Annotated in this window: 18 protein-coding genes and 3 tRNA genes; 14 read left to right on the top strand and 7 right to left on the bottom strand. The window is 39.0% G+C overall.

Translation table 11 applies throughout. The features are described from left to right. Positions 1 to 141 precede the first annotated feature (141 nt). The 5 genes from QZ562_RS04910 (at position 142) to QZ562_RS04890 (ending at position 6,132) form a co-directional block, all read left to right on the top strand. The gene (locus QZ562_RS04910; RefSeq protein WP_293757505.1) at positions 142 to 552 is read left to right on the top strand and encodes a DUF2802 domain-containing protein; all 411 of its coding nucleotides are present in this window, start codon (positions 142 to 144) and stop codon (positions 550 to 552) included. A gap of 226 nt (positions 553 to 778) precedes the next feature. Then, complete coding sequence (metA, locus tag QZ562_RS04905; RefSeq protein ID WP_293757503.1) at positions 779 to 1,699, top strand: homoserine O-succinyltransferase; 921 nt, start codon at positions 779 to 781, stop codon at positions 1,697 to 1,699. 50 nt (positions 1,700 to 1,749) lie between these two features. Next, on the top strand, positions 1,750 to 2,826 hold the full coding sequence (locus QZ562_RS04900) for a homocysteine S-methyltransferase family protein (protein ID WP_293757511.1): 1,077 nt from the start codon (positions 1,750 to 1,752) through the stop codon (positions 2,824 to 2,826). Positions 2,827 to 2,835: 9 nt separating this feature from the next. After that, on the top strand, positions 2,836 to 5,499 hold the full coding sequence (gene metH, locus QZ562_RS04895; protein ID WP_293757501.1) for a methionine synthase: 2,664 nt from the start codon (positions 2,836 to 2,838) through the stop codon (positions 5,497 to 5,499). 18 nt (positions 5,500 to 5,517) lie between these two features. Beyond that, entirely contained in the window at positions 5,518 to 6,132 is a 615-nt protein-coding gene (locus QZ562_RS04890; protein WP_293757499.1) for a DUF938 domain-containing protein, read from the top strand. Between the two features lie 10 nt (positions 6,133 to 6,142). On the opposite strand, the gene QZ562_RS04885 is transcribed toward QZ562_RS04890, so the two are convergent. After that, entirely contained in the window at positions 6,143 to 7,306 is a 1,164-nt protein-coding gene (locus QZ562_RS04885) for a GNAT family N-acetyltransferase (protein WP_293757497.1), read from the bottom strand. Positions 7,307 to 7,918: 612 nt separating this feature from the next. Between QZ562_RS04885 and alaS the strand changes: the two genes are divergently transcribed. The 8 genes from alaS to QZ562_RS04845 all read left to right on the top strand — a co-directional run bounded on the left by alaS (position 7,919) and on the right by QZ562_RS04845 (position 15,022). Further along, entirely contained in the window at positions 7,919 to 10,516 is a 2,598-nt protein-coding gene (alaS, locus tag QZ562_RS04880) for an alanine--tRNA ligase (RefSeq protein ID WP_293757495.1), read from the top strand. Between the two features lie 163 nt (positions 10,517 to 10,679). After that, on the top strand, positions 10,680 to 10,895 hold the full coding sequence (csrA, locus tag QZ562_RS04875; protein ID WP_293757493.1) for a carbon storage regulator CsrA: 216 nt from the start codon (positions 10,680 to 10,682) through the stop codon (positions 10,893 to 10,895). Positions 10,896 to 11,204: 309 nt separating this feature from the next. After that, a tRNA-Ser gene (locus tag QZ562_RS04870) sits at positions 11,205 to 11,292 on the top strand. A gap of 27 nt (positions 11,293 to 11,319) precedes the next feature. Beyond that, positions 11,320 to 11,396: transfer RNA gene (locus QZ562_RS04865), tRNA-Arg, on the top strand. 60 nt (positions 11,397 to 11,456) lie between these two features. Further along, positions 11,457 to 11,533 (top strand) — tRNA-Arg (locus QZ562_RS04860). Positions 11,534 to 11,803: 270 nt separating this feature from the next. Then, positions 11,804 to 12,070: an OadG family protein gene (locus QZ562_RS04855; protein ID WP_293757491.1), complete on the top strand. Its 267-nt coding sequence runs from the start codon at positions 11,804 to 11,806 to the stop codon at positions 12,068 to 12,070. 24 nt (positions 12,071 to 12,094) lie between these two features. Beyond that, the gene (gene oadA / locus QZ562_RS04850) at positions 12,095 to 13,882 is read left to right on the top strand and encodes a sodium-extruding oxaloacetate decarboxylase subunit alpha (protein ID WP_293757485.1); all 1,788 of its coding nucleotides are present in this window, start codon (positions 12,095 to 12,097) and stop codon (positions 13,880 to 13,882) included. A gap of 9 nt (positions 13,883 to 13,891) precedes the next feature. Then, positions 13,892 to 15,022, top strand: a complete 1,131-nt coding sequence (locus QZ562_RS04845) for a sodium ion-translocating decarboxylase subunit beta (protein ID WP_293757483.1) — start codon at positions 13,892 to 13,894, stop codon at positions 15,020 to 15,022. Between the two features lie 82 nt (positions 15,023 to 15,104). Here the strand turns inward: QZ562_RS04845 and QZ562_RS04840 are convergent, their stop codons facing one another. The 6 genes from QZ562_RS04840 to pspF are packed head-to-tail and all read right to left on the bottom strand — an operon-like array spanning position 15,105 to position 21,540. Then, positions 15,105 to 15,890, bottom strand: coding sequence for an ATP-binding cassette domain-containing protein (locus QZ562_RS04840; RefSeq protein WP_293757481.1), 786 nt, complete (start codon positions 15,888 to 15,890; stop codon positions 15,105 to 15,107). Beyond that, positions 15,890 to 16,885, bottom strand: a complete 996-nt coding sequence (locus QZ562_RS04835; protein WP_293757479.1) for an oligopeptide/dipeptide ABC transporter ATP-binding protein — start codon at positions 16,883 to 16,885, stop codon at positions 15,890 to 15,892. Before QZ562_RS04835 ends, QZ562_RS04840 begins: the two co-directional genes overlap by 1 nt. Beyond that, the gene (locus tag QZ562_RS04830; RefSeq protein ID WP_293757477.1) at positions 16,885 to 17,778 is read right to left on the bottom strand and encodes an ABC transporter permease subunit; all 894 of its coding nucleotides are present in this window, start codon (positions 17,776 to 17,778) and stop codon (positions 16,885 to 16,887) included. The genes QZ562_RS04835 and QZ562_RS04830 overlap by 1 nt, the downstream gene beginning before the upstream one ends. Beyond that, complete coding sequence (locus tag QZ562_RS04825; protein WP_293757475.1) at positions 17,765 to 18,796, bottom strand: ABC transporter permease; 1,032 nt, start codon at positions 18,794 to 18,796, stop codon at positions 17,765 to 17,767. The genes QZ562_RS04830 and QZ562_RS04825 overlap by 14 nt, the downstream gene beginning before the upstream one ends. Beyond that, positions 18,793 to 20,391 (bottom strand): ABC transporter substrate-binding protein SapA, encoded by a 1,599-nt coding sequence (sapA, locus tag QZ562_RS04820; RefSeq protein WP_293757473.1) that lies wholly within the window; start codon positions 20,389 to 20,391, stop codon positions 18,793 to 18,795. Before sapA ends, QZ562_RS04825 begins: the two co-directional genes overlap by 4 nt. A gap of 51 nt (positions 20,392 to 20,442) precedes the next feature. Further along, complete coding sequence (pspF, locus tag QZ562_RS04815) at positions 20,443 to 21,540, bottom strand: phage shock protein operon transcriptional activator (protein ID WP_293757471.1); 1,098 nt, start codon at positions 21,538 to 21,540, stop codon at positions 20,443 to 20,445. A gap of 225 nt (positions 21,541 to 21,765) precedes the next feature. Here pspF and pspA point away from each other — a divergent pair, with 225 nt between their 5' ends. After that, positions 21,766 to 22,443, top strand: coding sequence for a phage shock protein PspA (pspA, locus tag QZ562_RS04810; protein WP_293757469.1), 678 nt, complete (start codon positions 21,766 to 21,768; stop codon positions 22,441 to 22,443). The last annotated feature ends 13 nt before the right edge of the window (positions 22,444 to 22,456 follow it).

Raw genomic sequence — 22,456 nt, 5'->3', positions numbered from 1 at the left:
CCTCGTTTCTTTGGCAAAGAAGACCGTCGCTTTTTTTAATATCTCGCGCTCCATTTCGAGACGTTTAACTTGCCCCTTCAAGCTGCGAATTTTTCTTACTATAATTTATAGTGTTACGTGATTTAATTTTTAGAGTTGATTATGAGTTTTTCGATATTAGTAATTTTAATAACATTGATTGTCTCCGTTGTTTGTTCTACATTTTTGGTTGTATTATTTAAACGTTGTAACTCACAACTCGAAACCATTAAATTACAAGATGATTTACTGTCAGAACTACGTAAAAAAATAAATAACCTAAGCGAAGAAATACATGAGATCCGAAGCGGTAATCATGGTGTGATTGCACGTGTTAAAGAGCTGGTAAAGCAAGTAGATACATTACAATTGGCTCAACAAAATTCAGTCGAACAAGACTCTCAAAGTCGTTTCTATAGCAAGGGCGCAAAGCTCATAAGCCAAGGTGCCAGCCTAGATGATGTAATGCGCGAATGCGATATGCCGGTGGCAGAGGCAGAACTACTCTTCAATTTACACAATAAAAAAAGATAATTTTCAGCCTGTTTAGATTGTTTGGTCTGATTGATTTTGTTGTTTTGTTTATTGTGTAAGTCTAATTATATTGAGTAAATGTTCGTTTCCTCAGCAATTAAGAATACCTAAGACTAATTACTATATCAGTATACCTTTTTCATTTAGACGTCTAGACGTAAAGATGTTGACTTTTTTAGTATATTAAGACAGATTTGCTATATCATTTTCAGTTGTTAGGAACGTTATGCCGATTAGAATTCCAAGTAACCTGCCTGCACAAAATGTGTTAGACAAAGAAAGAATTTTTGTGATGGATACCCAGCGCGCAGCTACCCAAGATATTAGACCTATGGAAGTGGGTATTTTGAATTTGATGCCGAATAAAATGGAAACTGAAGAGCAGTTTTTACGCTTACTCTCGAATACACCTTTGCAAATTAATATTGATTTAATTCGTATCGATAACCAAGCACCTAAAAACACGCCTGCAGCACATATGGATGATTTCTATGTAGAGTTTGATGATGTAGTCAATAAACAATACGACGGGTTAATTGTGACTGGAGCGCCGCTTGCGCATCTTGCCTATCAAGATGTGAAGTATTGGGAAAAAATGACTGTTATTTTAGATTGGGCCCGACGTAATGTGCAATCTACTTTATTCTCATGCTGGGCAGCACACGCAGCTATTTATCATTTTTTTGGTAAAAATAGAGGGCTCCGTGACCATAAATTGAGCGGTGTTTATCGTCATTTTGTGCAAAATGAACACGATGAATTACTGCGAGGCTTTGACCCAGTTTTTAATGCACCGCAGTCGCGTTTTGGTGAAATAAGCATGGCTGATTATGCTTCTATACCTGGATTGAATGTGTTGGCTAAATCCGATGAGGGTGGAGCTTACATTGTTGCGTCTGAGGATAAACGTATGGTGTTTGTTACTGGTCATCCCGAGTACGATCCTGAGAGTTTAAAACAAGAATATCAGAGAGATTTATTAATCAATAGTGAACCACAAATCCCAGTAAACTACTTTATAGATGATGATCCAAACAAAGATCCCATCGTCAGTTGGCGAGCTCACGGCAGCTTATTGTTTACTAATTGGCTGAATTATTACGTTTACCAAAATACCCCTTATGACTTGGCTCAGCTTTCTGAGTAAACGTTAATTTGTATAGCGTGGTTATTTTTTTAATGAAGTCGAGAACAGAAATGACATTGAGTCAGCGTAAGTCCCTAAAACAAGTAGAAGAACGACTGATTGAAGCAGCAAACAAGCGTATTTTGTTGCTCGATGGTGCTATGGGCACCATGATCCAAGAATACAAATTTGAAGAAGATGATTACCGCGGCGAACGTTTTGCTGACTGGCATTGTGATGTAAAGGGCAATAACGATTTGTTAGTATTAAGTCAGCCTAACATTATCTATGAAATTCATTGCGCTTATCTTGACGCAGGGGCCGATATTATTGAAACCAATACGTTCAATGCCACCTCCATCTCCATGGCAGATTATAATATGCAGGGGCTAGCAAAAGAAATAAACATCGAAGCAGCAAAATTAGCTAGGAAAGCAGCAGATAAATTTAGCATTCAAACACCTGACAAATCTAGATTTGTAGCCGGTGTATTAGGACCCACTAGTCGGACGGCGTCTATTTCCCCAGATGTAAACGATCCTGCCAAACGTAACGTCACTTTTGATGAATTGGTTGAAGCATACGTAGAGGCGACTCACGGACTAATTAAAGGTGGTGTGGACTTGATCATGTTGGAAACTATTTTTGATACATTAAATGCCAAAGCTGCGATATTCGGGGTGCAGCTGGTATTTGACGAGCTTGGGTTTAAGTTACCCGTGATGATCTCAGGTACCATTACCGATGCTTCTGGACGGACGTTGTCAGGCCAAACAGCTGAAGCTTTCTACTATTCGATGAATCATATAGAGCCATTTTCTTTTGGTTTAAATTGCGCGCTAGGTCCTGACTTATTGCGTCAATATGTGGATGAAATATCCCAAATAGCTGAATGTTTTGTTTCGGCTCACCCTAATGCCGGCTTACCCAATGAGTTTGGTGAATATGATATGGAAAGTGATGAAATGGCCGCACATATTAAAGAATGGGCAAAATCAGGCTTATTAAACATTGTGGGTGGATGTTGTGGCAGCACACCAAAACATATTGCGGCCATCGCTGATGCGGTAAAAAATTATGTGCCTCGTAAAATAGTACAACGAGAGGTGAAGATGCGCCTGTCTGGTTTAGAACCTTTTGTACATTAGGCGGTTGTGATGAGTATTAATGAAGAAGACATACGGTTGCCTACTTTTGTTACGGCGAAAACTTCAGCAAACTTTATCAATATAGGCGAACGAACTAACGTAACCGGTTCTGCCATGTTTAAACGTTTAATCCTTGACGACGATTATGAAAAGGCTTTAGATGTTGCTCGCCAGCAAGTCGAAAACGGAGCGCAGATTATCGACATCAATATGGATGAAGCCATGTTGGATTCTGAAGCTGCGATGACGAGATTTTTGAACATGATTGCCTCTGAACCTGATATTTCTCGGGTGCCTATTATGATTGACTCATCCAAATGGACGGTTATCGAGGCAGGTTTAAAGTGTGTGCAAGGTAAAGCCATTGTTAATTCAATTAGTTTGAAAGAAGGAGAAGAAAATTTTCTGTATCAAGCCAAGCTGTTAAAACGATATGGTGCTGCCACAGTAGTTATGGCGTTTGATGAGAAAGGTCAAGCCGATACTGAAGACCGCAAATTTGAAATATGTGAACGTAGTTATAAATTACTTACTGAACAAATTGGTTTTCCGCCCCAAGATATTATCTTTGACCCCAATATTTTTGCTGTGGCAACAGGTATTGAAGAGCATAACAATTATGCTGTAGATTTTATTAATGCTACAAAGCGGATTCGTCAGCACTTACCCCATGCTCATGTGTCGGGCGGTTTATCAAATGTATCGTTTTCTTTTCGTGGCAATAACCCCGTTCGTGAGGCGATGCATTCTGTGTTTTTGTATCATGCTATTAAAGCTGGTATGGATATGGGCATCGTAAATGCTGGACAACTAGAAGTGTACGATCAGATCCCTGCAGAGCTAAAAGTAGCCGTCGAGGATGTGATCTTAAATCGTCATGATCAAGCTACAGATAAACTTTTAGAACTTGCGCCCAAATATCAAGGTGATGGTAAAGCCTTAATTAAAGATAATCTTGAATGGCGTGAACTACCAGTTTATAAACGTTTAGAGCACGCGTTGGTGCGCGGAATCATGGACTTTATAGAAGACGACACTGAAGAAGCCCGTCTGGCAGCAGAAAAACCCTTACACGTTATAGAAGGGCCATTAATGGATGGCATGAACGTAGTAGGGGACTTGTTTGGTGAAGGGAAAATGTTCTTACCGCAAGTGGTTAAATCAGCCCGAGTAATGAAAAAAGCGGTATCTTATCTTAATCCTTATATCGAACTTGAAAAAGACAAAGGAAGCAGTAACGGAAAAATATTGTTGGCCACGGTAAAAGGCGATGTGCATGATATCGGTAAAAATATTGTTGGTGTTGTGCTGCAATGTAATAATTTTGAGATTATCGACCTAGGGGTCATGGTGCCTTGCGCAAAATTATTGCAAGTGGCTAAAGATGAAAATGTCGACATGATCGGCCTTTCTGGCTTAATTACGCCCTCTCTTGATGAAATGGTACATGTCGCAAAAGAAATGCAGCGCTTAAATTTTGATTTACCATTACTAATTGGTGGTGCAACCACTTCAAAAGCACATACTGCAGTTAAAATTGAACATCATTACCAACACCCTGTAGTTTATGTACCTAACGCCAGTCGTGCTGTTGGTGTATGTCAAAGATTGATCACAGCTGAAAATCGTGCCATTTATGCAGAAGAATTAAAACTTGATTATGAGAAAGTGCGCCAACAACATGCCAAGAAAAAGCCACGAACTAGGCCCGTTACTTTAGACCAAGCTCGCAAAAATGGTTTTACGTTTGATTGGGACAATTATCAACCACCTATACCCAATAAGTTAGGTGTGACCGCAGTGAGTATTGGATTGACGGAGTTGGTTGATTACATAGATTGGACGCCGTTTTTTTTAACTTGGTCTCTAGCAGGTAAGTATCCACGTATTTTACAAGACGAAGTGGTTGGCAAAGAGGCACAAATTCTATTTGCTGATGCGCAGAATATGCTAACAGTTCTGTGCAACAACCCCAAACTAAAAGCCAATGGAGTTACGGGTATATTCCCCGCCAATCGAGTGCAAGACGATATTCATGTGTACGCTGACGAAAGTCGTAGTAAAGTCATTCACGTTGCTCACCATCTGCGCCAACAAACTGAAAAATCTAAAGGGGCAAACAACTGCTTAAGTGATTTTGTTGCGCCTAAATCCTCAGGTAAAGCGGATTATCTTGGTGCTTTTGCCGTGACTGCGGGCACTTGGGAAGATGGCTTAGCTAAAGAATTCGAAGATGACGGTGATGATTATAATTCCATCATGGTTAAGTCTCTTGCAGATAGATTTGCAGAAGCCTTTGCCGAATATTTACATAAAAAAGTGCGTAAAGAAATTTGGGGGTATGTTCCTGATGAGACGTTAACTAATGACGCACTTATTCGTGAAAAATACCAAGGTATTCGACCTGCTCCAGGTTATGCTGCTTGCCCTGAACATACTGAAAAACAATTGATCTGGGATCTGTTAGATGTCGAAAAGAATACTGGTATGAAACTAACGGAGAGTTATGCCATGTGGCCTGGTGCAGCTGTATCTGGCTTTTACTTTTCTCATCCTGAATGTCGATATTTTGCAGTGGCTCACATTCAAGAAGATCAATTGCTTGATTATGCAACTCGCAAGGGTTGGGATAGATTAGAAGCGGAAAAGTGGCTAGGGCCTAACCTTCAATAGATTATGGATCAGTAAAGCATGTTCGATAAACCTTTTAGCCAAGCTTGCGAAAATAACAGGCAACCAATTTTAAAAATATTAAATAGGGTCTTAGCGGATAAAAAAAAGCTATTAGAAATTGGCTCTGGCACGGGTCAACATGCCGTTTATTTTGCTCCTAGGCTGTCACACCTTGAATGGCACACTAGCGATATGCCAGATAAACATTCTGGTATATCAGCATGGATAAAAGAGGTTGCGGTTAATAATTTACATCAGCCTTTGACATTTACAATCGGTGCTGATGGCAATAATATTTGGCCAATAGCCAATATTGATGCAGTGTATACAGCTAATACTACGCATATTATGCAACCATCAGAAGCACAACTTATGATGCAGCAAGTGGCTAGTAACCTGCCTAGTGGAGGGATATTTTGCCAATACGGTCCTTATACATTTCAAGGACGTCACAGCAGTGAGTCTAATAAATCTTTTGATCAACATATTATCGAAAAAGGATATGGTGGTATACGCGATATTGAGGAGTTGATACTTTGGGCTAACAACATGGACCTAGTGGAAGTAGTTACCATGCCAGCAAACAATTTCTTACTTGTTTGGCAAAGCATTAAATCTCTAAGTCATTCCTAGTTTGGCTCATTTAAGCTTCTGATTGTTTAAAGGGTAAAAGTTTTTCTGCGTTGTTTTTGTATTCTGCAATCTGGATATTTTCTTGTTGTATAAATCTTTCTACTGCTTCATGAAACGCTAACTCTTTGAGCGAATGGTTTGAATAGCAATAAATGGGTTCAAAACCTCTTAGTATCTTATGCTCTCCTTGAGTTCCAGGATTGAATTTTGCAATATTTTGCTCAATACAAAATTCGATACCTTGATAATAACAACATTCAAAATGTAGGTTTTGTACTTCTTCTAGAGCTCCCCAATATCGCCCGCATAGTTGATTATGGTCAAATATAAAAAGTGCGCTAGCTATAGGTCGTTCGTCTTTCAAAGCAATTACAAGCATTAGATTATGTCGCAAATCTTTAAAAAGTTGTTGAAAAAATGTTTCAGTTAAATAACCATCATGACCACTGCGTTTTAAATAGGTTTGTTTGTAGCAATGGTAAAAAAAATGCATATTATCTTTGCTCAAGTTGTCACCATGTAAGCGAACAACCTTTACATCGTCAGACGTGACTTTAAGACGTTCTTTTTTCACATTCTTTCTTTTGCGAGAGTTAAAGTGTGATAAATAATCTTCAAAAGAAGAATACTGTCTATTAAACCACTGAAATTGAACCGTGTGGCGCTGCACTTGCCCATGCTGATGTAATAATTGGCTGATGTCTTGTTCAACAAATAACCAATGCATTGAAGACATACCGCTTAACGTCAGCTGCTCAGTAATTTCTTTGCACAGGGCGGGTAACAATTGCTGTTTATCAACCTCATCACTGAGCATTAACCTGGCGCCAGTCACTGGGGTAAAAGGGATGGCGCCGACTAATTTAGGATAATAATTAATGCCATGTTGTTTGTAAGTATTTGCCCAGGCAAAATCAAACACATATTCTCCGTAGCTATGTGTTTTTTTGTATAAAGGTAGGATACCGACAGGCTCAAAGTTTTGATAAATGACGCAATGAAATGGTAGCCAACCAGAATCTGCACCTACTGACCCTGACGTTTCTAAAGCGTGCAAAAATGGATATTGACAAAACGGACTATTACCATTGGCTAAATCGTCCCACACAGTTTGACCAATTTTTTCAATCGATGTACTAAATTTAAATGTATATTTTGAACTCAATATTGACAATATTTGGCCTAACCCTTAACTAATCTAACAAAACTAATATGACAGAAAATGATTTTAAGATCATTAAAAATACGATTTATAGATCATTTTAGGGCGAGAGCACATCCAGCCTGAACTACTTAATAAGCTGTAACTACAAGACCATGAACATCAATTGTGTGTTGAATGAGTTGTCAGATTTAAGTCGCACTATTTACATTGCAATTAAGTGTGTGTGGTGGCTTTAATTCTTGATTTTGAGAGTAAAGATATAGGAAGGAATAATAATGCGTTACAGGGTTATCAAAATTCTATACAGATTGTGTCACAAGCAATGAGAGAACGTTATATCGATTGGTTTGAGTTGGCTGTAAAGTATCTAACAAAAAATTTGCAAATAAACCTGCAATAGATAGTTAAAGAATAGCAAAAACAGGAATGTTTTTGCATCATTATGCTTTTATCCATAACAAATCGCTATGCGATTGAATCAACAAGAGAATAAGTTTCTATAGTATTAACGCTAGTCTTAACAAAAGTCTAGTAAACTGATATCTTTGGTTTCGCAAGTACTACTTATGCTGCTTTTGGCACAGGTGAACTCCACTAATTACTAATATTTCAGGATTGTAAATGAGTAAAACAACCGCCGAGCTCCGGTGTGCATTTTTAGATTTTTTTGCCTCTAGGGGACATCAAAAAGTATCCAGTTCATCTTTAGTTCCAGCAAATGATCCAACAATTTTGTTTACAAATGCTGGAATGAACCAGTTTAAAGATGTGTTTTTAGGCACTGAATCCCGGAATTACACTAAGGCGACATCTTCACAACGATGTGTGCGAGCTGGTGGAAAGCATAATGACCTTGAAAACGTAGGTTATACTGCCCGTCACCATACTTTTTTCGAAATGTTAGGTAACTACAGTTTTGGTGATTATTTTAAAACTGAGGCAATTCAATACGCCTGGGATTTTTTGACCAAAGAACTCAATCTGTCCAAGGACAGATTATTGGTTACTATATATCATGATGACGATGAAGCCTTCGATATATGGGCAAACAAAATAGGTTTATCTGAGGACAAAATTATCCGTATCAGTACTTCAGATAATTTTTGGTCTATGGGCGATACAGGTCCTTGTGGACCTTGTTCAGAAATATTTTATGACCACGGTGAACATATTTGGGGCGGACCTCCAGGCACTCCAGAAGAAGACGGCGACAGGTTTATTGAAATTTGGAATCTGGTTTTCATGCAGTTTAATCGTCAAAGTGATGGGACTATGCAGCTATTACCTAAACCTTCTATTGATACGGGTATGGGCTTAGAGCGAATTTCGGCTATTATTCAAAATGTACACAGCAACTATGAAATTGATATTTTTCAGAATTTAATTGAAGCAGCAGCTGATATTATTGGAGTAAGTGACAAACAAGATAAGTCTCTACGTGTTATTGCGGATCATATTCGTTCTTGTAGTTTTTTAATTTCTGACGGTATTATCCCTTCAAACGAAGGCCGAGGCTACGTGTTGAGGCGTATTATCCGCAGAGCAGTAAGACATGGGAACAAACTCGGTGCTACTGATGTATTTTTCTATCGTCTAGTACAAGCTTTAGAGACACAAATGTCTGATGCTTATCCAGAGTTAACCGCAAATCGTGAACTTATAGAAAAAGTATTAAGAACTGAGGAAGAACAGTTTTCTAGGACTCTGGAACGTGGCATGAGCATTCTTAACAATGCGCTCAATGAATTAACATCCGATGTGGTTCCGGGTGAGTTAGTATTCAAGCTTTATGATACATACGGTTTTCCAGCAGACTTAACTAATGATGTGGCTCGTGAAAAAAATCTGAGTATAGACGAAGAAGGCTTTCAACTTGCCATGGCTGCTCAGCGTAAACGCGCGCAACAGGCTAGTCAATTTGATACTGATTACAACGAACTACTAAAGTCTAATTGTACTTCTGATTTTACAGGTTATGATCAATACACAAACAATGCCAAAATCGTGGAGTTGTTTGTCAACGGTCAACAGGTAGACAAATTAACCATAGGTCAAGAGGGTGTTGTTGTTCTCGATAAAAGCCCATTCTATGCTGAGTCAGGTGGTCAAATCGGTGATACAGGTTTATTGAAGGTCGCTAACGGTAGTTTTGTGGTAACAGAAACGTTGAAGTTAGGTAATGCAATCGCCCATAGAGGTACGTCTGATTTTGATTTTAAACTAGGTGACATGGTAAAAGCTGAATTTGATGTTGAGCGCCGTGAAGCGATAACGTTAAATCATAGTGCCACACATTTAATGCATGCAGCATTGAGAAAGATACTAGGTGAGCATGTGAACCAGAAAGGTTCACTGGTATCTGAAGAACGTTTTCGCTTCGATTTTTCACATTTTGAAGCATTAAGCAACTCAGAGTTGCAAAATGTTGAAAAGTTAGTTAACCAACAAATTCGTATTAATCACACTTTAGACACTAAATTGATGGATTTGGATGATGCTAAAGCTGCAGGCGCGATGGCCCTGTTTGGTGAAAAGTATTTAGGAGATGTTCGTGTGGTTTCTATGGGAGATTTTTCTATGGAATTGTGTGGTGGCACTCATGTCAAAAGGACAGGGGATATTGGTCTCTTTAAAATTATTTCAGAAAGTGGTATTGCAGCAGGTGTTAGAAGAATTGAGGCCGTTACTGGAGCAAAAGCTTTTGATGTAGTTCAGACTCAAAGCCATCAACTAAACCAGATAGCCAATTTATTGAAAACAGATCCACAAGTCTTACATGCTCGTATGCAGCATGTGTTAGATCAAAACAAAATATTAGAAAAAGAGTTAGAAAAATTAAAGTTAAAACTAGCTAGTAATATAACGATGAATATTTTATCTGATGTTTTCGAAATTAAAGGAGTTAAAATAATTTCTGTAGTGCTACAAGGTATCGAATCTAATGCGCTGCGACCTATGGTCGATGATTTCAAGAATCAATTAGGTAGCGCTATCATTGTTTTAGGCATAGCTGAAGAAAATAAGGTAAATTTGATTGTTGGTGTGACTAAAGACCTTGTGTCTAGAGTAAAGGCTGGTGATTTGGTCAGCTATCTTGCTCAACAAGTCGGTGGTAAAGGTGGAGGCCGTCCTGATATGGCTCAAGCTGGCGGTTCTGAATCACAACATTTGGACTCAGCCATAGCTTCAGTTCAAGCTTGGTTACAAGAAAAGTTGTAAAGCTGATAAAAGCATAATGTAGTCTCTCAAAAATTTTTCGGTTGTTTTTTGTGGTGACAACAATAACAGGGAAAGACCGATTGGGTAAATTTCTAGCGATGCTGGCAATTTACACTAACTTTAACGAAGGAATGGGATTTTTAACGGATAAAGGAGCAATAGAATGCTAATTTTAACTCGTCGTGTTGGTGAAACTCTAATGGTTGGTGATGACGTCACCGTAACAGTATTAGGGGTAAAAGGTAATCAGGTAAGAATTGGTGTTAACGCGCCTAAGGAAATATCTGTGCATCGTGAAGAAATATATATGCGTATCCAAGCTGAAAAGAACGTTCAAATTGCAGCCAGTGAACAGGCTGCAAGTACCGACGAAGAATAGAAGCGATAAGACTTAAAAAAAGCTGGGAGACCAGCTTTTTTTTGCTCCCAATATTAAGCCAAAATAATTTAAATTTTTCTTCAAACGTGACAAAAAATAAACACTTAGTCAATAATTGTTTAAATTGCCAGCATGCGGTCATTAAGTTCATAAAAAGTGTTTGACATACTCATGTGGATAGGTAGAATCCTGCTCCTCATTTAGGGGAGGAAAATCTTAAACGAAAGGCTACAAAGCGTAATGTTTAAGCATATAATCCTGATTAGTTTTAGTAGCTAATCACCAAAATGTTATCAAGATTTAAATTCCGGAGAGGTGGGTGAGTGGCTTAAACCAGTTCCCTGCTAAGGAACCGTAGCTTCGGCTACCGAGAGTTCGAATCTCTCCCTCTCCGCCATTAGTTCTTGACGGGAAATATGTTATTGCGCGTGTAGCTCAGCTGGATAGAGTACCTGGCTACGAACCAGGTGGTCGGAGGTTCGAATCCTTCCACGCGCACCATATTCCAAAAATACTTAAGATTATTGCTAATCTTTTGGTTATACTTCTTTATAACAGTTTGCGCGTGTAGCTCAGCTGGATAGAGTACCTGGCTACGAACCAGGTGGTCGGAGGTTCGAATCCTTCCACGCGCACCACACAACAAAAAGCCTGCAATTTATTTGCGGGCTTTTTTGTATCTGCAGCATTATGTTCAATTCTAATTTATTAATTACTCCCACTTTGAAGTGACTGAACTGTGCTCACGTATAGAAAATGTTAATGATCGATGTGGATGGGTAAATATTCTTAAAAAGTGAATTTATTCTTATTTTTTATGCACTTTAATTTTTGTCATTTAGTTGTTTTTACTCAGGCTGCATGGTACTTATCAAGTAGAAATTGTTCAATATTGAGATTACGTTTATATGCAACCCGATGTCGCAAATGCACTTGCAGAAGCCGCTAATTTATTGCTAGTAGGAATGGTAGTGGTGTTTTTGTTTTTATCTATGTTGATCGGTGCAATTACACTGATTGCTTGGGCTGACAAATTCTTTCCTGACAAGTTGCTTAACACTGTAAATAACCAACAAAAACCCATAAACAGCAAATTGGCTAGCAAAGATGGTGTGTCTCCGGAGGTTGTGGCTGCGATCAGTGCAGCTGTTATTCAACATAGACAATCAAATTAGTTCAAAATTTTAAGGAAATATACTATGCGTAAACCACTAGCGATCACAGATGTTGTATTGCGGGACGGCCACCAATCATTGTTTGCTACCAGAATGCGTCTGGAAGACATGTTACCTATTGCAAGTAAATTAGATGACATCGGCTACTGGTCATTAGAAACATGGGGCGGTGCGACCTTTGATGCTTGTATCCGTTATTTAGGTGAAGATCCTTGGGAGCGGATCCGCCAACTTAAAAAGGCTATGCCTAAAACTAAACAGCAAATGCTGTTACGTGGTCAAAATCTTTTAGGTTACCGCCATTATGCTGATGACGTGGTTGAAAAATTTGTCGAACGTGCACATTCAAACGGTGTTGATGTTTTTCGTATATTTGACGCGATGAACGATATTCGTAACCTGCAAACGGCAGTAAAAGCAGCAATTAAACAAGGTGCACATGCTCAAGGAACCATGTCTTACACAGTATCACCGGTTCATTCCCTACAAACTTGGTTGGATATGGCCAACAAATTGCAAGACATGGGTGTTCATTCAATTTGTGTAAAAGATATGGCTGGTTTACTCAAACCCTACGAATGTGAAGAATTGATCATTAAGTTGAAAGAATCAATTGAAGTACCTATTGCTTTGCATTGTCATGCCACAACGGGCTTGAGCACTGCAACCTACCAAAAAGCGATTGATGCAGGCATTGACATTTTAGATACGTCTATTTCATCAATGAGCATGACTTATGGTCATACTGCAACAGAAACAATAGTGTCTATTGTTGAAGGCACTGAGCGCGATACAGGCTTGGCCTTGCCAGCTTTTACTGAAATTGCTAGTTACTTTCGTAATGTGCGTAAAAAGTATGCTCAGTTTGAAGGTAGCCTTAAAGGTGTTGACGCACGAATATTAATAGCTCAGGTCCCAGGTGGTATGTTGACCAACATGGAAAGCCAACTGAAAGAGCAAGGCGCTGAAGATAAGATGGATGAGGTTCTTTTAGAAATCCCAAGAGTAAGAGAAGATCTTGGTTTTATTCCTCTGGTAACCCCAACCTCACAAATTGTTGGTACTCAATCCGTTATTAACGTAATAACAGGTGAGCGTTATAAAAGCATTAGTAAAGAAACCGCTGGTGTACTAAAAGGTGAGTATGGCGCAACCGCTGCACCTGTTAATAAGGAACTGCAACTCCGAGTATTAGATGGCAAAGAAGCAATTACATGTCGCCCAGCAGATTTAATTAAAGATGAGCTAGAGGCGCTGACTAATGAATTGACTGGTATCGTCAAAAAAGAATCTATCCAAGTTGCAGATGATTTTGTGGATGACGTATTGACCTATGCTTTGTTCCCACAAATTGGCTTAAAGTTTCTTAAAAATAGACATAACTCTGATGCATTTGAACCAGTACCTAATGAGACACAACTAGTAGCCCCAGCTACTGCTTCTTTACCTGAGGCAAAAAACTCTGGCGCATCAGCATATTCAGTAAGAGTAGACGGTCAAGTGTTTGAGGTTGAAGTGGCTCAAAGTGGTGAGTTATTAAGCGTTCAAGCTTCAAACCCAGTATCTTTACTGCAAGCTAATATAATGACACCTGCAACAGGACAAGCATTAAACTCTCCATTGGCAGGTAATATTTTTAAAGTATTGGTCACAGAAGGTGACGAAGTGAATTCAGGTGATGTAGTTATCATCATGGAAGCTATGAAAATGGAAACCGAAATTCGGGCATTAATTTCAGGTGTCATATCCAATGTATCAACTAAAGAAGGTGATGCTGTGCAAACAGGTCAACCTTTATTAGTCATAGGATAAGGAATACAAATGGAAAAGCTTGAATTATTATGGCAAAGCACCTCTCTGGCACACTTTGAGTTAGGTCAAGTGATCATGATGAGCGTTGGTGCATTATTACTCTATTTAGCTATTGTTAAAAAGTTTGAACCGTTACTGCTACTTCCTATCGGTTTTGGTGCCGTCCTGACCAATATTCCATTAGCTGGTTTTAGTGATCCGGGTGGGCTGCTTTATCTCGTCTATCATATTGGTATAGACACTGGAGTGTTTCCCTTGCTTATATTCATGGGCGTGGGAGCAATGACAGACTTTAGTGCATTAATTGCCAATCCTAGAATGCTGCTGCTTGGCGCTGCAGCCCAATTTGGTATCTTTGGTACATTGTTTGGTGCCATTGCCCTTAACATGGTACCCGGCTTCGAGTTTTCGTTACAAGACGCCGCAGCTATCGCTATTATTGGTGGTGCTGACGGACCCACGGCAATATTTTTAGCCTCAAAACTAGCGCCTGACCTTTTAGGAGCTATTGCGGTTGCAGCTTATTCGTACATGGCGTTAGTCCCTATTATTCAACCGCCAATCATGCGATTGTTTACCAGCGAAGAAGAAAGAAAAATTGAGATGCCTCAGTTAAGAATTGTGTCTAAACGTGAGAAAATTGTTTTTCCACTAGCAGTGCTATTTTTGTGTATTCTGTTTTTGCCTACCGCCACTCCTTTAGTGGGTATGTTTTGCTTAGGAAACTTGATGAAAGAATCGGGCGTAGTCGATAGATTAAGTAACAGTGCTCAAAATGAGTTGATTAACGTGGTAACCATCTTTTTGGGGTTAGCAGTGGGTTCAAAATTATCGGCTGATAAGTTTTTGACTGTTGAAACCTTAGGTATTTTAGCCCTAGGTGCTATTGCTTTCTCTGTTGGGACTGCTGCGGGTATCATGATGGCAAAAGTAATGAGTAAACTGAGTAGTCAAAAAATCAATCCATTGATTGGTGCAGCTGGCGTATCTGCAGTGCCTATGGCGGCCAGAGTGGTTAATAAGGTAGGACTAGAAGCCAATCATCATAACTTTTTACTGATGCATGCTATGGGGCCTAATGTAGCTGGTGTGCTGGGCTCGGCAGTGGCTGCTGGAATATTGTTGGCTCTTGTAGGATAAAATATAAAAATCGGGCGAAGTAAAGTTTTACTTCGCCCGTGTCCAGACCAATCTGTGTGTAACACCGTTATGACGTCTAGGATTAATTACTCTGCCTATTAATCAATGCCTGATGCGAATCAATTAATTTCTTTGTATATTCATTTTTAGGCCAATTAAATATCGCATCAGTTTTACCCGACTCCACCACTTTTCCATCCTTTATAATGATCACCTTGTCAGATATATGTCTCACTATACCTAAATTGTGAGATATGAAGATAAAACCTAGTCCTAAATCACGTTGTAACTCCATTAAAAGATTAACTGCCTGAGAGCGCACAGAGGGGTCTAAGGCTGCAAACGGTTCATCTGCCACTATTACCTTGGGATTGAGTATCAGGGCTCTAGCTAAAGCTATCCTTTGACGTTGTCCATCAGATAGCATATGTCGATAAAAAAACTGATGTTCTACCATTAAGCCAACCTTTCTAAGGGTACGTTCTATTAATAACTTGCGTTGCTGAGCATCAAGTTTAGTATTGAGACGAAGAGGCTCATCAAGAATAGAACCTAAGGTCAGCCCTGGGTTGAGAGATTCATTACTGTTTTGAAAAATCATTCTAATATCATGGCATCTTGCGCCAATGTTCGATTTATTTAGCTCAACTCCATTCATAAATATTTTTCCACTTTTAGGCGTTTCTAAACCTACAAGTAGTTTTGCCAGTAGTGATTTGCCGGAACTGTTGTCGCCCACAATAGCTAAAGTTTCGCCTGCTTTAAAATTAAAACTTACAGGTCCTAAATCAAACGTTACCTTGCTTTTTGACCAGAGGCTTTTTGTACTATTTTGAAATGTTAATTCTTCAACATTGATGAGATCCACTATTTTGCATCCCAGTGTAGTGGAAAATGACAACTATAAAAATGTGTATGAACTCGCCTTATTTGAGGTACTGTCACGCACTCTCTTCGTGCCCTTGGACATCTTGGTCCTAATCGGCAGCCAATTGGTAAATGATGCAGAGTTGGGATAGTGCCATCAAGTGAATTAAGTGGCGACTTAGGTGGCAAGTCTTTTCGAAAACTTGGGGCACTGTCAAGTAATGCCTGAGTGTAAGGATGAAAAGCACGTTTTCTCAGTTGCTTTAAATCACCGCTTTCAACAGTTTGCCCACAATATAAAACAGTCATGTAGCTGGCCATACTGGATATAGCTAATAAGTCATGACTTACAAACAAAACACTCATGCTTTTGACTTGATTGACTCTGCTGAGCAACTTCAATATTTGTGTTTTTGAAGTCACTTCCATGCCTTTAGTAGGATCATCGGCAATAATTAATCTGGGCTCAGATGCTAAAGCCATTGCCACCATAAATTTCTGTACTACATCGTTTGCAATCTGATGGGGATAACTACTTAAGCACAAGTGGTGATTTTTGATACCCACTTTATGCAGCAGTTTTATAGCTAAAATCTGTTTTTCCTCATTGCGCTGCCAAAACCATGTTTTCGTTAATTTGTTACTGGGAAGCATTTCTTTAAGTTGCTGGCCCATGGTCAATGACGGATCGAGTGACTCAAGAGGATTTTGAAAAATTACTGATATATCTTTGCGAATTAATTTGCGACGAGCTTTAGCCGACATGGTCAACAAGTTTTGTCCTCTCCACGTCATTCGGTCGGCAGTTATTCGCCAGCGTTGAGGTAATGCTCCAACAATTGCTTTGATTATTAAACTTTTACCTGAGCCTGACTCACCAACCAATGCATGAATTTGACCCTCATGTATCACCATGTTGATCTTATCAAGTGCCTTTACCCATCCTGCAGATATATCAATTTCTAAGGTCAAGTTTTTGATATCAAGTAAAATCATTAGTGTAACAACCTATTCCTAAGCGCTGAGCGAAGGCCATCGCCTACTAAGTTTATAGAAATCATCATCATAAATAATGCTCCACCGGGCAGGGCTATAGTCCATGGGGCGATATAAGCCACTTCAATACCTTCCAAAAGCATTGCACCTAGTTCTGAAGAGGGAGCTTGAGCACCTAATTTGAGAAATCCTAAAGCGCTGATGTCTAGAATAGAAACGGATAGAGCTAGGGTCGCTTGCACCACTAACATCTCACCCATATTGGGTAATATCGAGCGTATAAAAATATGTAATTGACTGGCACCGTCGAGTTTGGCGGCCATGATATATTCTTTAGATAATTCATACCTTACGAAATCACGAGTCTGGTGAACAAATTGAGGTATAAGCGCTAGCGCGATGGCCCACATACTATTTACTAATCCGGGTCCTAAAATGGCGATAATAATGATGGCAATAAGTAGAGTCGGAATTGCTTGAATGGAGTCTAGAGTATGATTGATGACACTTGAACGAAATCCATTACTCATGCCTGCTAATGCTCCTAAACCCACACCTAGTAACATTGCGACTAAAACCAATAAAAGGCTAATGCCAAAGGTCATCCTGCAACCATAAATAATGCGAGATAATAAGTCACGGCCTAATGCGTCAGTCCCAAATAAGTGACTAATACCGCCATTGGGATCCCAAGCAGGTGGTATCAATAAATCCCCAATTTGTTGCATATTTGGGTCAAAGGGGGCTAATAACGGGCAGAAAATGATAATAATTAGAAAAAAAGCAAAACAAAATAACCCGACAACAGCGATATGATTGTTCTTAAATTCCATCCAAGTGTATTGCAATGGTGAGGGATGATGTTCTTCCTGGTATAAACTAGATTGCGGCACGTTCGGCCCTTCTGCGTCTTGGATCGGTTATACGAATAGTCAGCTCAATCGACATAGTGAAAATAACAACCAGGACAGATACCGCTAACATTCCTGCTCTTATTGCTGGGTAATCTTGTTGATAAATAGCTTGGATAAGCCAATTGCCTATACCTGGCCAAGAAAAGATACTCTCTACTATCATGGCGTTGGTTAACAACGTAGGGAATTGCATGGCTAAAAGTGGCAAAACGGGTATTAATGCATTTCTCACTCCGTGGCGCATCAACACCTGCCGGGGTGTCAAACCTCTAGCGTAAGCGGCCAAGATAAACTCGCTGTTTAATGTTTCAATTACCGAACGTCTAGTAATACGCAGTATGAGTGTTGTGGTAACAACAGCAATAGAAAAAGTAGGGAGTATAAGATGTCTTAAGGCATCAATAAGAGCGGCATGTCTATCGACAGAGTCAGACAATAAGATATCAATTAATATGAAGCCTGTGATGCTTGGGATTTCAAATATTAGGCTAATACGCCCAGATAATGGAAACCATCCAAGTTGAAGAGAAAATACTAAAATAAGTATTAAGGCTAGCCAAAATACAGGTATGGAATAGCCTAATAAGCTAATCGAAAGTAAGCCGTAATCTGTGGCTTTATGATGCCGTAGGCCGGCTAAAAATCCTAAAGGTAAGCCAATAAAAAAAGATAGGAAAAGGGCGTAAGCACTCAGTTCTATACTCGCTGGAAGGTAATGGCTTACATCTTCGTATAAAGGTAGGCCCGAACTGAAACTGACCCCCCAGTTACCTGAAAACAATTCGCTCATATAATGCCAATATTGAATAAACATATTGCCATCTACAGCATATTTTATCTGACTATTTTGCAGCTCTGTTAATTCGTCAATTCTAAGGCCAGTGAGATTCTCTATCGCTTGCCCCGGAAATAGATAGGCCAAAAAAAATGATAACAGGCTAAGGATGAAAAGAGTCACTAAAATAAGGTTTGTATAGCGAAAAAATACGTTACTCATTGTAGCTTTTTCACCCCACCAAAACGCACACCACCAAACGGGTTAATCACTAACCCGCTTAATTTTTTACGATGGGCTTGATATCGAGAAGCATGAGCTATGGGTATCAAAGGTAACTGCTCAGCCAAAAGTTCATTTGCTTTGCCATAAAAGTAGGTTCGTTCGCTAATTTCAGTATAATCTAATGCCTGATTAATCAATAAGTCATATTCTTGTGAGCACCACATTGCTCTGTTAGTGCCAGACTTTATGGCTGCGCAAGATAATAGTGGACGGTAAAAATTATCTGGGTCGCCATTGTCTGCTGACCAACCAATTAGAACAGAATCATGTAATCCTTCTGTCAATCGTTCTCTAAATGTTGACCATTCATAACTTATAATATTAGCTTTTATACCTACTTCTTGCAGGTAAACTTGGATTAGCTCAGCCATTTTTATGGCATTTGGGTTATAAGCCCGTTGTACTGGCATGGCCCAAATATTCATTGTGAAACCATCGGGTATACCCTGTTCCTGGAGCAGCTTTTTCGCTGCGCTCGGATTATAACTAAGAGGCCTAACATCAGCTTGAAACGCCCAAGATGTTGGAGGAACAATGTTTTTTGCAGTTATTGCACTGTTAAAATAAATCGCTTCAATTAACACATTTCTGTCGATAGCCATGCCAAGAGCTCTGCGTACCTTAGGATTGTTGAATGGTGGTTTTGAGGTATTAAATGCCCAGAATCCAATATTTAAACCTGGCTTTTCATCTAATACTAAATTTTCTTGTTTACGTATTACTTCAAGTTCACTGTGTGCTGGCAAAGCAATCGCATCACATTCAGCAGTCAACAATTTAGCTAATCTAAGAGAACTGGAAGGGGTGATGTCAAAGATGAGCTTGTCAGTTAACTCAATTTTACGCCAATATTCTGAATGCTTTTTATAACGTATATAACGATCTTGGCGAAAGCTAGAAAGTTGATAAGGCCCCGTTCCTACAGGACTATAGTCAATGAGTTCTTTTTGATTTCGTGATGTTAATTTGTCAGCATACTCTGAGGATAAAATAACAGAAAAATCTGTAGCAAGATTAGCTAAAAATGAACTTTCTGGTTTACTGAGTGTGATTTCTACTCGATAACCATTTAAGCGTTTAACTTGTGTTATTAATTCCCCAAGATTTAAACTATCTGTGTAAGGATACCTTCCACCTGATATTTCGTGATAAGGGTGGTCTGTTAATCGCCAACGGTTAATACTAAATAATACGTCGTCTGCATTAAAAAAACGTGTTGGCTTAAAGGTTTCAGTTTTGTGAAAAGCCACCTCTTTTCTTAGTTGGAATGTATACGTTTTGCCATCATCACTGGTCAGCCAACTGGTAGCTAATGCAGGTACTATGTTTCCAGTTACAGGGTCAAAGTCTATTAATCGGTCATAAATTTGATGGGATGAGGCATCAACTGTTGTGCCAGAAGTATCTAATTGTGGATTAAAGCTTGCTGGGCTTCCCTCAGAGCAATATACGATACCATCTGGGTCTGTTGTTGATTGAAGAAGCGCATCACAAGCGCTCAAGAAAGTGATTAGCAATACGACCAAAGTCATACTAGACCAAATGCTTTTGTTATATTTCTGGGGAAGGTTCACTGGCGTAATTTATTCCATATCTTCGTTAGTTTGTTCTAACAAGTTATACTTTTTTAAATAACCTCGTAGTTGATGATAAGTTAAACCAAGTTTCTCCGCTGTCTTTTTTTGATTAAATTGATTATCTATTAATGCTTGATTAATTAAATCAACCTCAAAGTCTTGTGAAAGTTGTTTCAAATCAACAGGAAAATCAAAGCTAATTTTTTTGCTGGTTTCAGTTGAAATTTGGTTTTTAGACATATTTTCAGTTGATACAATAGGTGAAGAAACAACTTCAGGCTGGATTGTTCTGGTGTGTGTTTTTACCCTTTTTTGCGGTCGATAAATGGACTCAAAAGGGTCTAGTACAATATTATGGACTGGCAAATTCGGGTTGTTACTGCGATATACTGCGCGCTCAACCACATTTTTTAATTCGCGAATATTACCTGGCCATTGATAGTCCAGTAAGGTGCGTTTGGCTTTTTCTGTAAAACCGCTGAACAATTCCATCTCAAGTTCTCTGGCCATGTTAATTGCAAAGTTCTCAGCTAACATCATTATATCTTCCCTTCGTTCGCGAAGAGGAGGAAGAGTAATGACATCAAATGCTAGTCTATCTAGAAGATCTGCTCGGAATTCACCTGAATCTGCTAATGCGGGTAAATCTTCATTTGTTGCAGCAACTATTCGAACATCGACTTTTACACTCCGCGAACCACCCACACGTTCAAACTCTCCATACTCAATCACGCGTAGTAGTTTTTCTTGAACCATACCAGAGGTATTAGAAAGTTCGTCTAAAAATAATGTGCCGTTATCTGCGGTTTCAAATCGACCTTCTCGGCGTTTAGCTGCGCCAGTAAATGCACCTGCTTCATACCCAAATAATTCGCTTTCTAACAAACTTTCATTCAGAGCAGCACAATTCAATGTTAGATAAGTTTGTTCCCAGCGTTTGGACAAAAAATGCATACGGGCGGCCACAAGTTCTTTACCTGTTCCTCTTTCACCAATAATTAAAACTGGCTTATTCAAAGGTGCAATTTGTGAAATCTGCTCTAACACCTCTAAAAAATTATTAGATTGGCCTAGCATTTTATCTTGTTGGCGAAAGCGGCTCATCAATATCCTTAAAAAGTGGTCTAAACAACTAACTAATAGTCTGTATATAATTATTGTAGATCTCAGCGATCGGTGTGTATATTATTATTTCTTTAAAATCAGTAATTTAGTTAAAATATTATATTGGCCTATAAATTGAATGATAAATAGTAGTTTAGTAAGAAAAACTAATAACCCAGTTAGGTAGTGATATCTAACTAACACTTAATAAAAGAGGTAAAGACTATGGGTATCTTCTCGCGTTTCACAGACATAGTGAACTCAAATATTAATTCCATTTTAGATAAGGCCGAAGATCCTGAAAAAATGGTACGTTTAATTATTCAGGAAATGGAAGACACTTTGGTTGAAGTACGTTCCGCTTCAGCAAAGACTTTGGCCAGTAAGAAAGAGATTTCTTCACAAATTAATAAAATGCAAAACGAAGCTAAAGATTGGAATTCAAAAGCTGAGTTAGCTATAAGTAAAGACAGAGAAGACTTAGCTCGCGCCGCATTACAAGAAAAGAAAAAATGTGATGAACATGCCAGTGCCTTGTCATCTGAACTTAAAGTCATCGATGAACAAATCACTAAATTACAGAGTGAAGTAGGGCAGTTACAAGATAAATTAGCGGATGCAAAAACGCGTCAAAAGGCTATTTTATTGCGTCAGAAAACCGTTAGCTCAAGACTTGAAGTGAAGAAAAGCTTAGAAAGTGGCAAAGTTGATGCGGCAATGGGACGTTTTGAGCAATACGAACGTAAAATTGATGACTTAGAGTCACAAGTTGACGCTTACGATCTAGGTAAAAAGACCTTAGCTGATGAATTTGCTGAACTTGAGTCAGATGATGAAATCAATGATGAACTAGCAGCGCTGAAGAAAAAGATGAAAAGTCAATCAACGGTCACTAAAGATTAAGAATAAAAGGGTC

This window comes from uncultured Paraglaciecola sp. (genome assembly GCF_913058035.1).
GTDB lineage: Bacteria > Pseudomonadota > Gammaproteobacteria > Enterobacterales > Alteromonadaceae > Paraglaciecola.
This window is presented reverse-complemented; position numbering and strand designations above follow the sequence as displayed.

What these genes read in the sequence shown, in the direction of transcription:
- metA (WP_293757503.1), top strand. Translation starts at nt 779, where the DNA reads ATGCCGATTAGAATTCCAAGTAACCTGCCTGCACAAAATGTGTTAGAC.
- oadA (WP_293757485.1), top strand. Translation starts at nt 12,095, where the DNA reads ATGCGTAAACCACTAGCGATCACAGATGTTGTATTGCGGGACGGCCAC.
- sapA (WP_293757473.1), bottom strand. Translation starts at nt 20,391, where the DNA reads ATGACTTTGGTCGTATTGCTAATCACTTTCTTGAGCGCTTGTGATGCG.
- QZ562_RS04845 (WP_293757483.1), top strand. Translation starts at nt 13,892, where the DNA reads ATGGAAAAGCTTGAATTATTATGGCAAAGCACCTCTCTGGCACACTTT.
- pspF (WP_293757471.1), bottom strand. Translation starts at nt 21,540, where the DNA reads ATGAGCCGCTTTCGCCAACAAGATAAAATGCTAGGCCAATCTAATAAT.
- QZ562_RS04835 (WP_293757479.1), bottom strand. Translation starts at nt 16,885, where the DNA reads ATGATTTTACTTGATATCAAAAACTTGACCTTAGAAATTGATATATCT.
- alaS (WP_293757495.1), top strand. Translation starts at nt 7,919, where the DNA reads ATGAGTAAAACAACCGCCGAGCTCCGGTGTGCATTTTTAGATTTTTTT.
- QZ562_RS04855 (WP_293757491.1), top strand. Translation starts at nt 11,804, where the DNA reads ATGCAACCCGATGTCGCAAATGCACTTGCAGAAGCCGCTAATTTATTG.
- csrA (WP_293757493.1), top strand. Translation starts at nt 10,680, where the DNA reads ATGCTAATTTTAACTCGTCGTGTTGGTGAAACTCTAATGGTTGGTGAT.
- pspA (WP_293757469.1), top strand. Translation starts at nt 21,766, where the DNA reads ATGGGTATCTTCTCGCGTTTCACAGACATAGTGAACTCAAATATTAAT.
- QZ562_RS04910 (WP_293757505.1), top strand. Translation starts at nt 142, where the DNA reads ATGAGTTTTTCGATATTAGTAATTTTAATAACATTGATTGTCTCCGTT.
- metH (WP_293757501.1), top strand. Translation starts at nt 2,836, where the DNA reads ATGAGTATTAATGAAGAAGACATACGGTTGCCTACTTTTGTTACGGCG.
- QZ562_RS04825 (WP_293757475.1), bottom strand. Translation starts at nt 18,796, where the DNA reads ATGAGTAACGTATTTTTTCGCTATACAAACCTTATTTTAGTGACTCTT.
- QZ562_RS04890 (WP_293757499.1), top strand. Translation starts at nt 5,518, where the DNA reads ATGTTCGATAAACCTTTTAGCCAAGCTTGCGAAAATAACAGGCAACCA.
- QZ562_RS04900 (WP_293757511.1), top strand. Translation starts at nt 1,750, where the DNA reads ATGACATTGAGTCAGCGTAAGTCCCTAAAACAAGTAGAAGAACGACTG.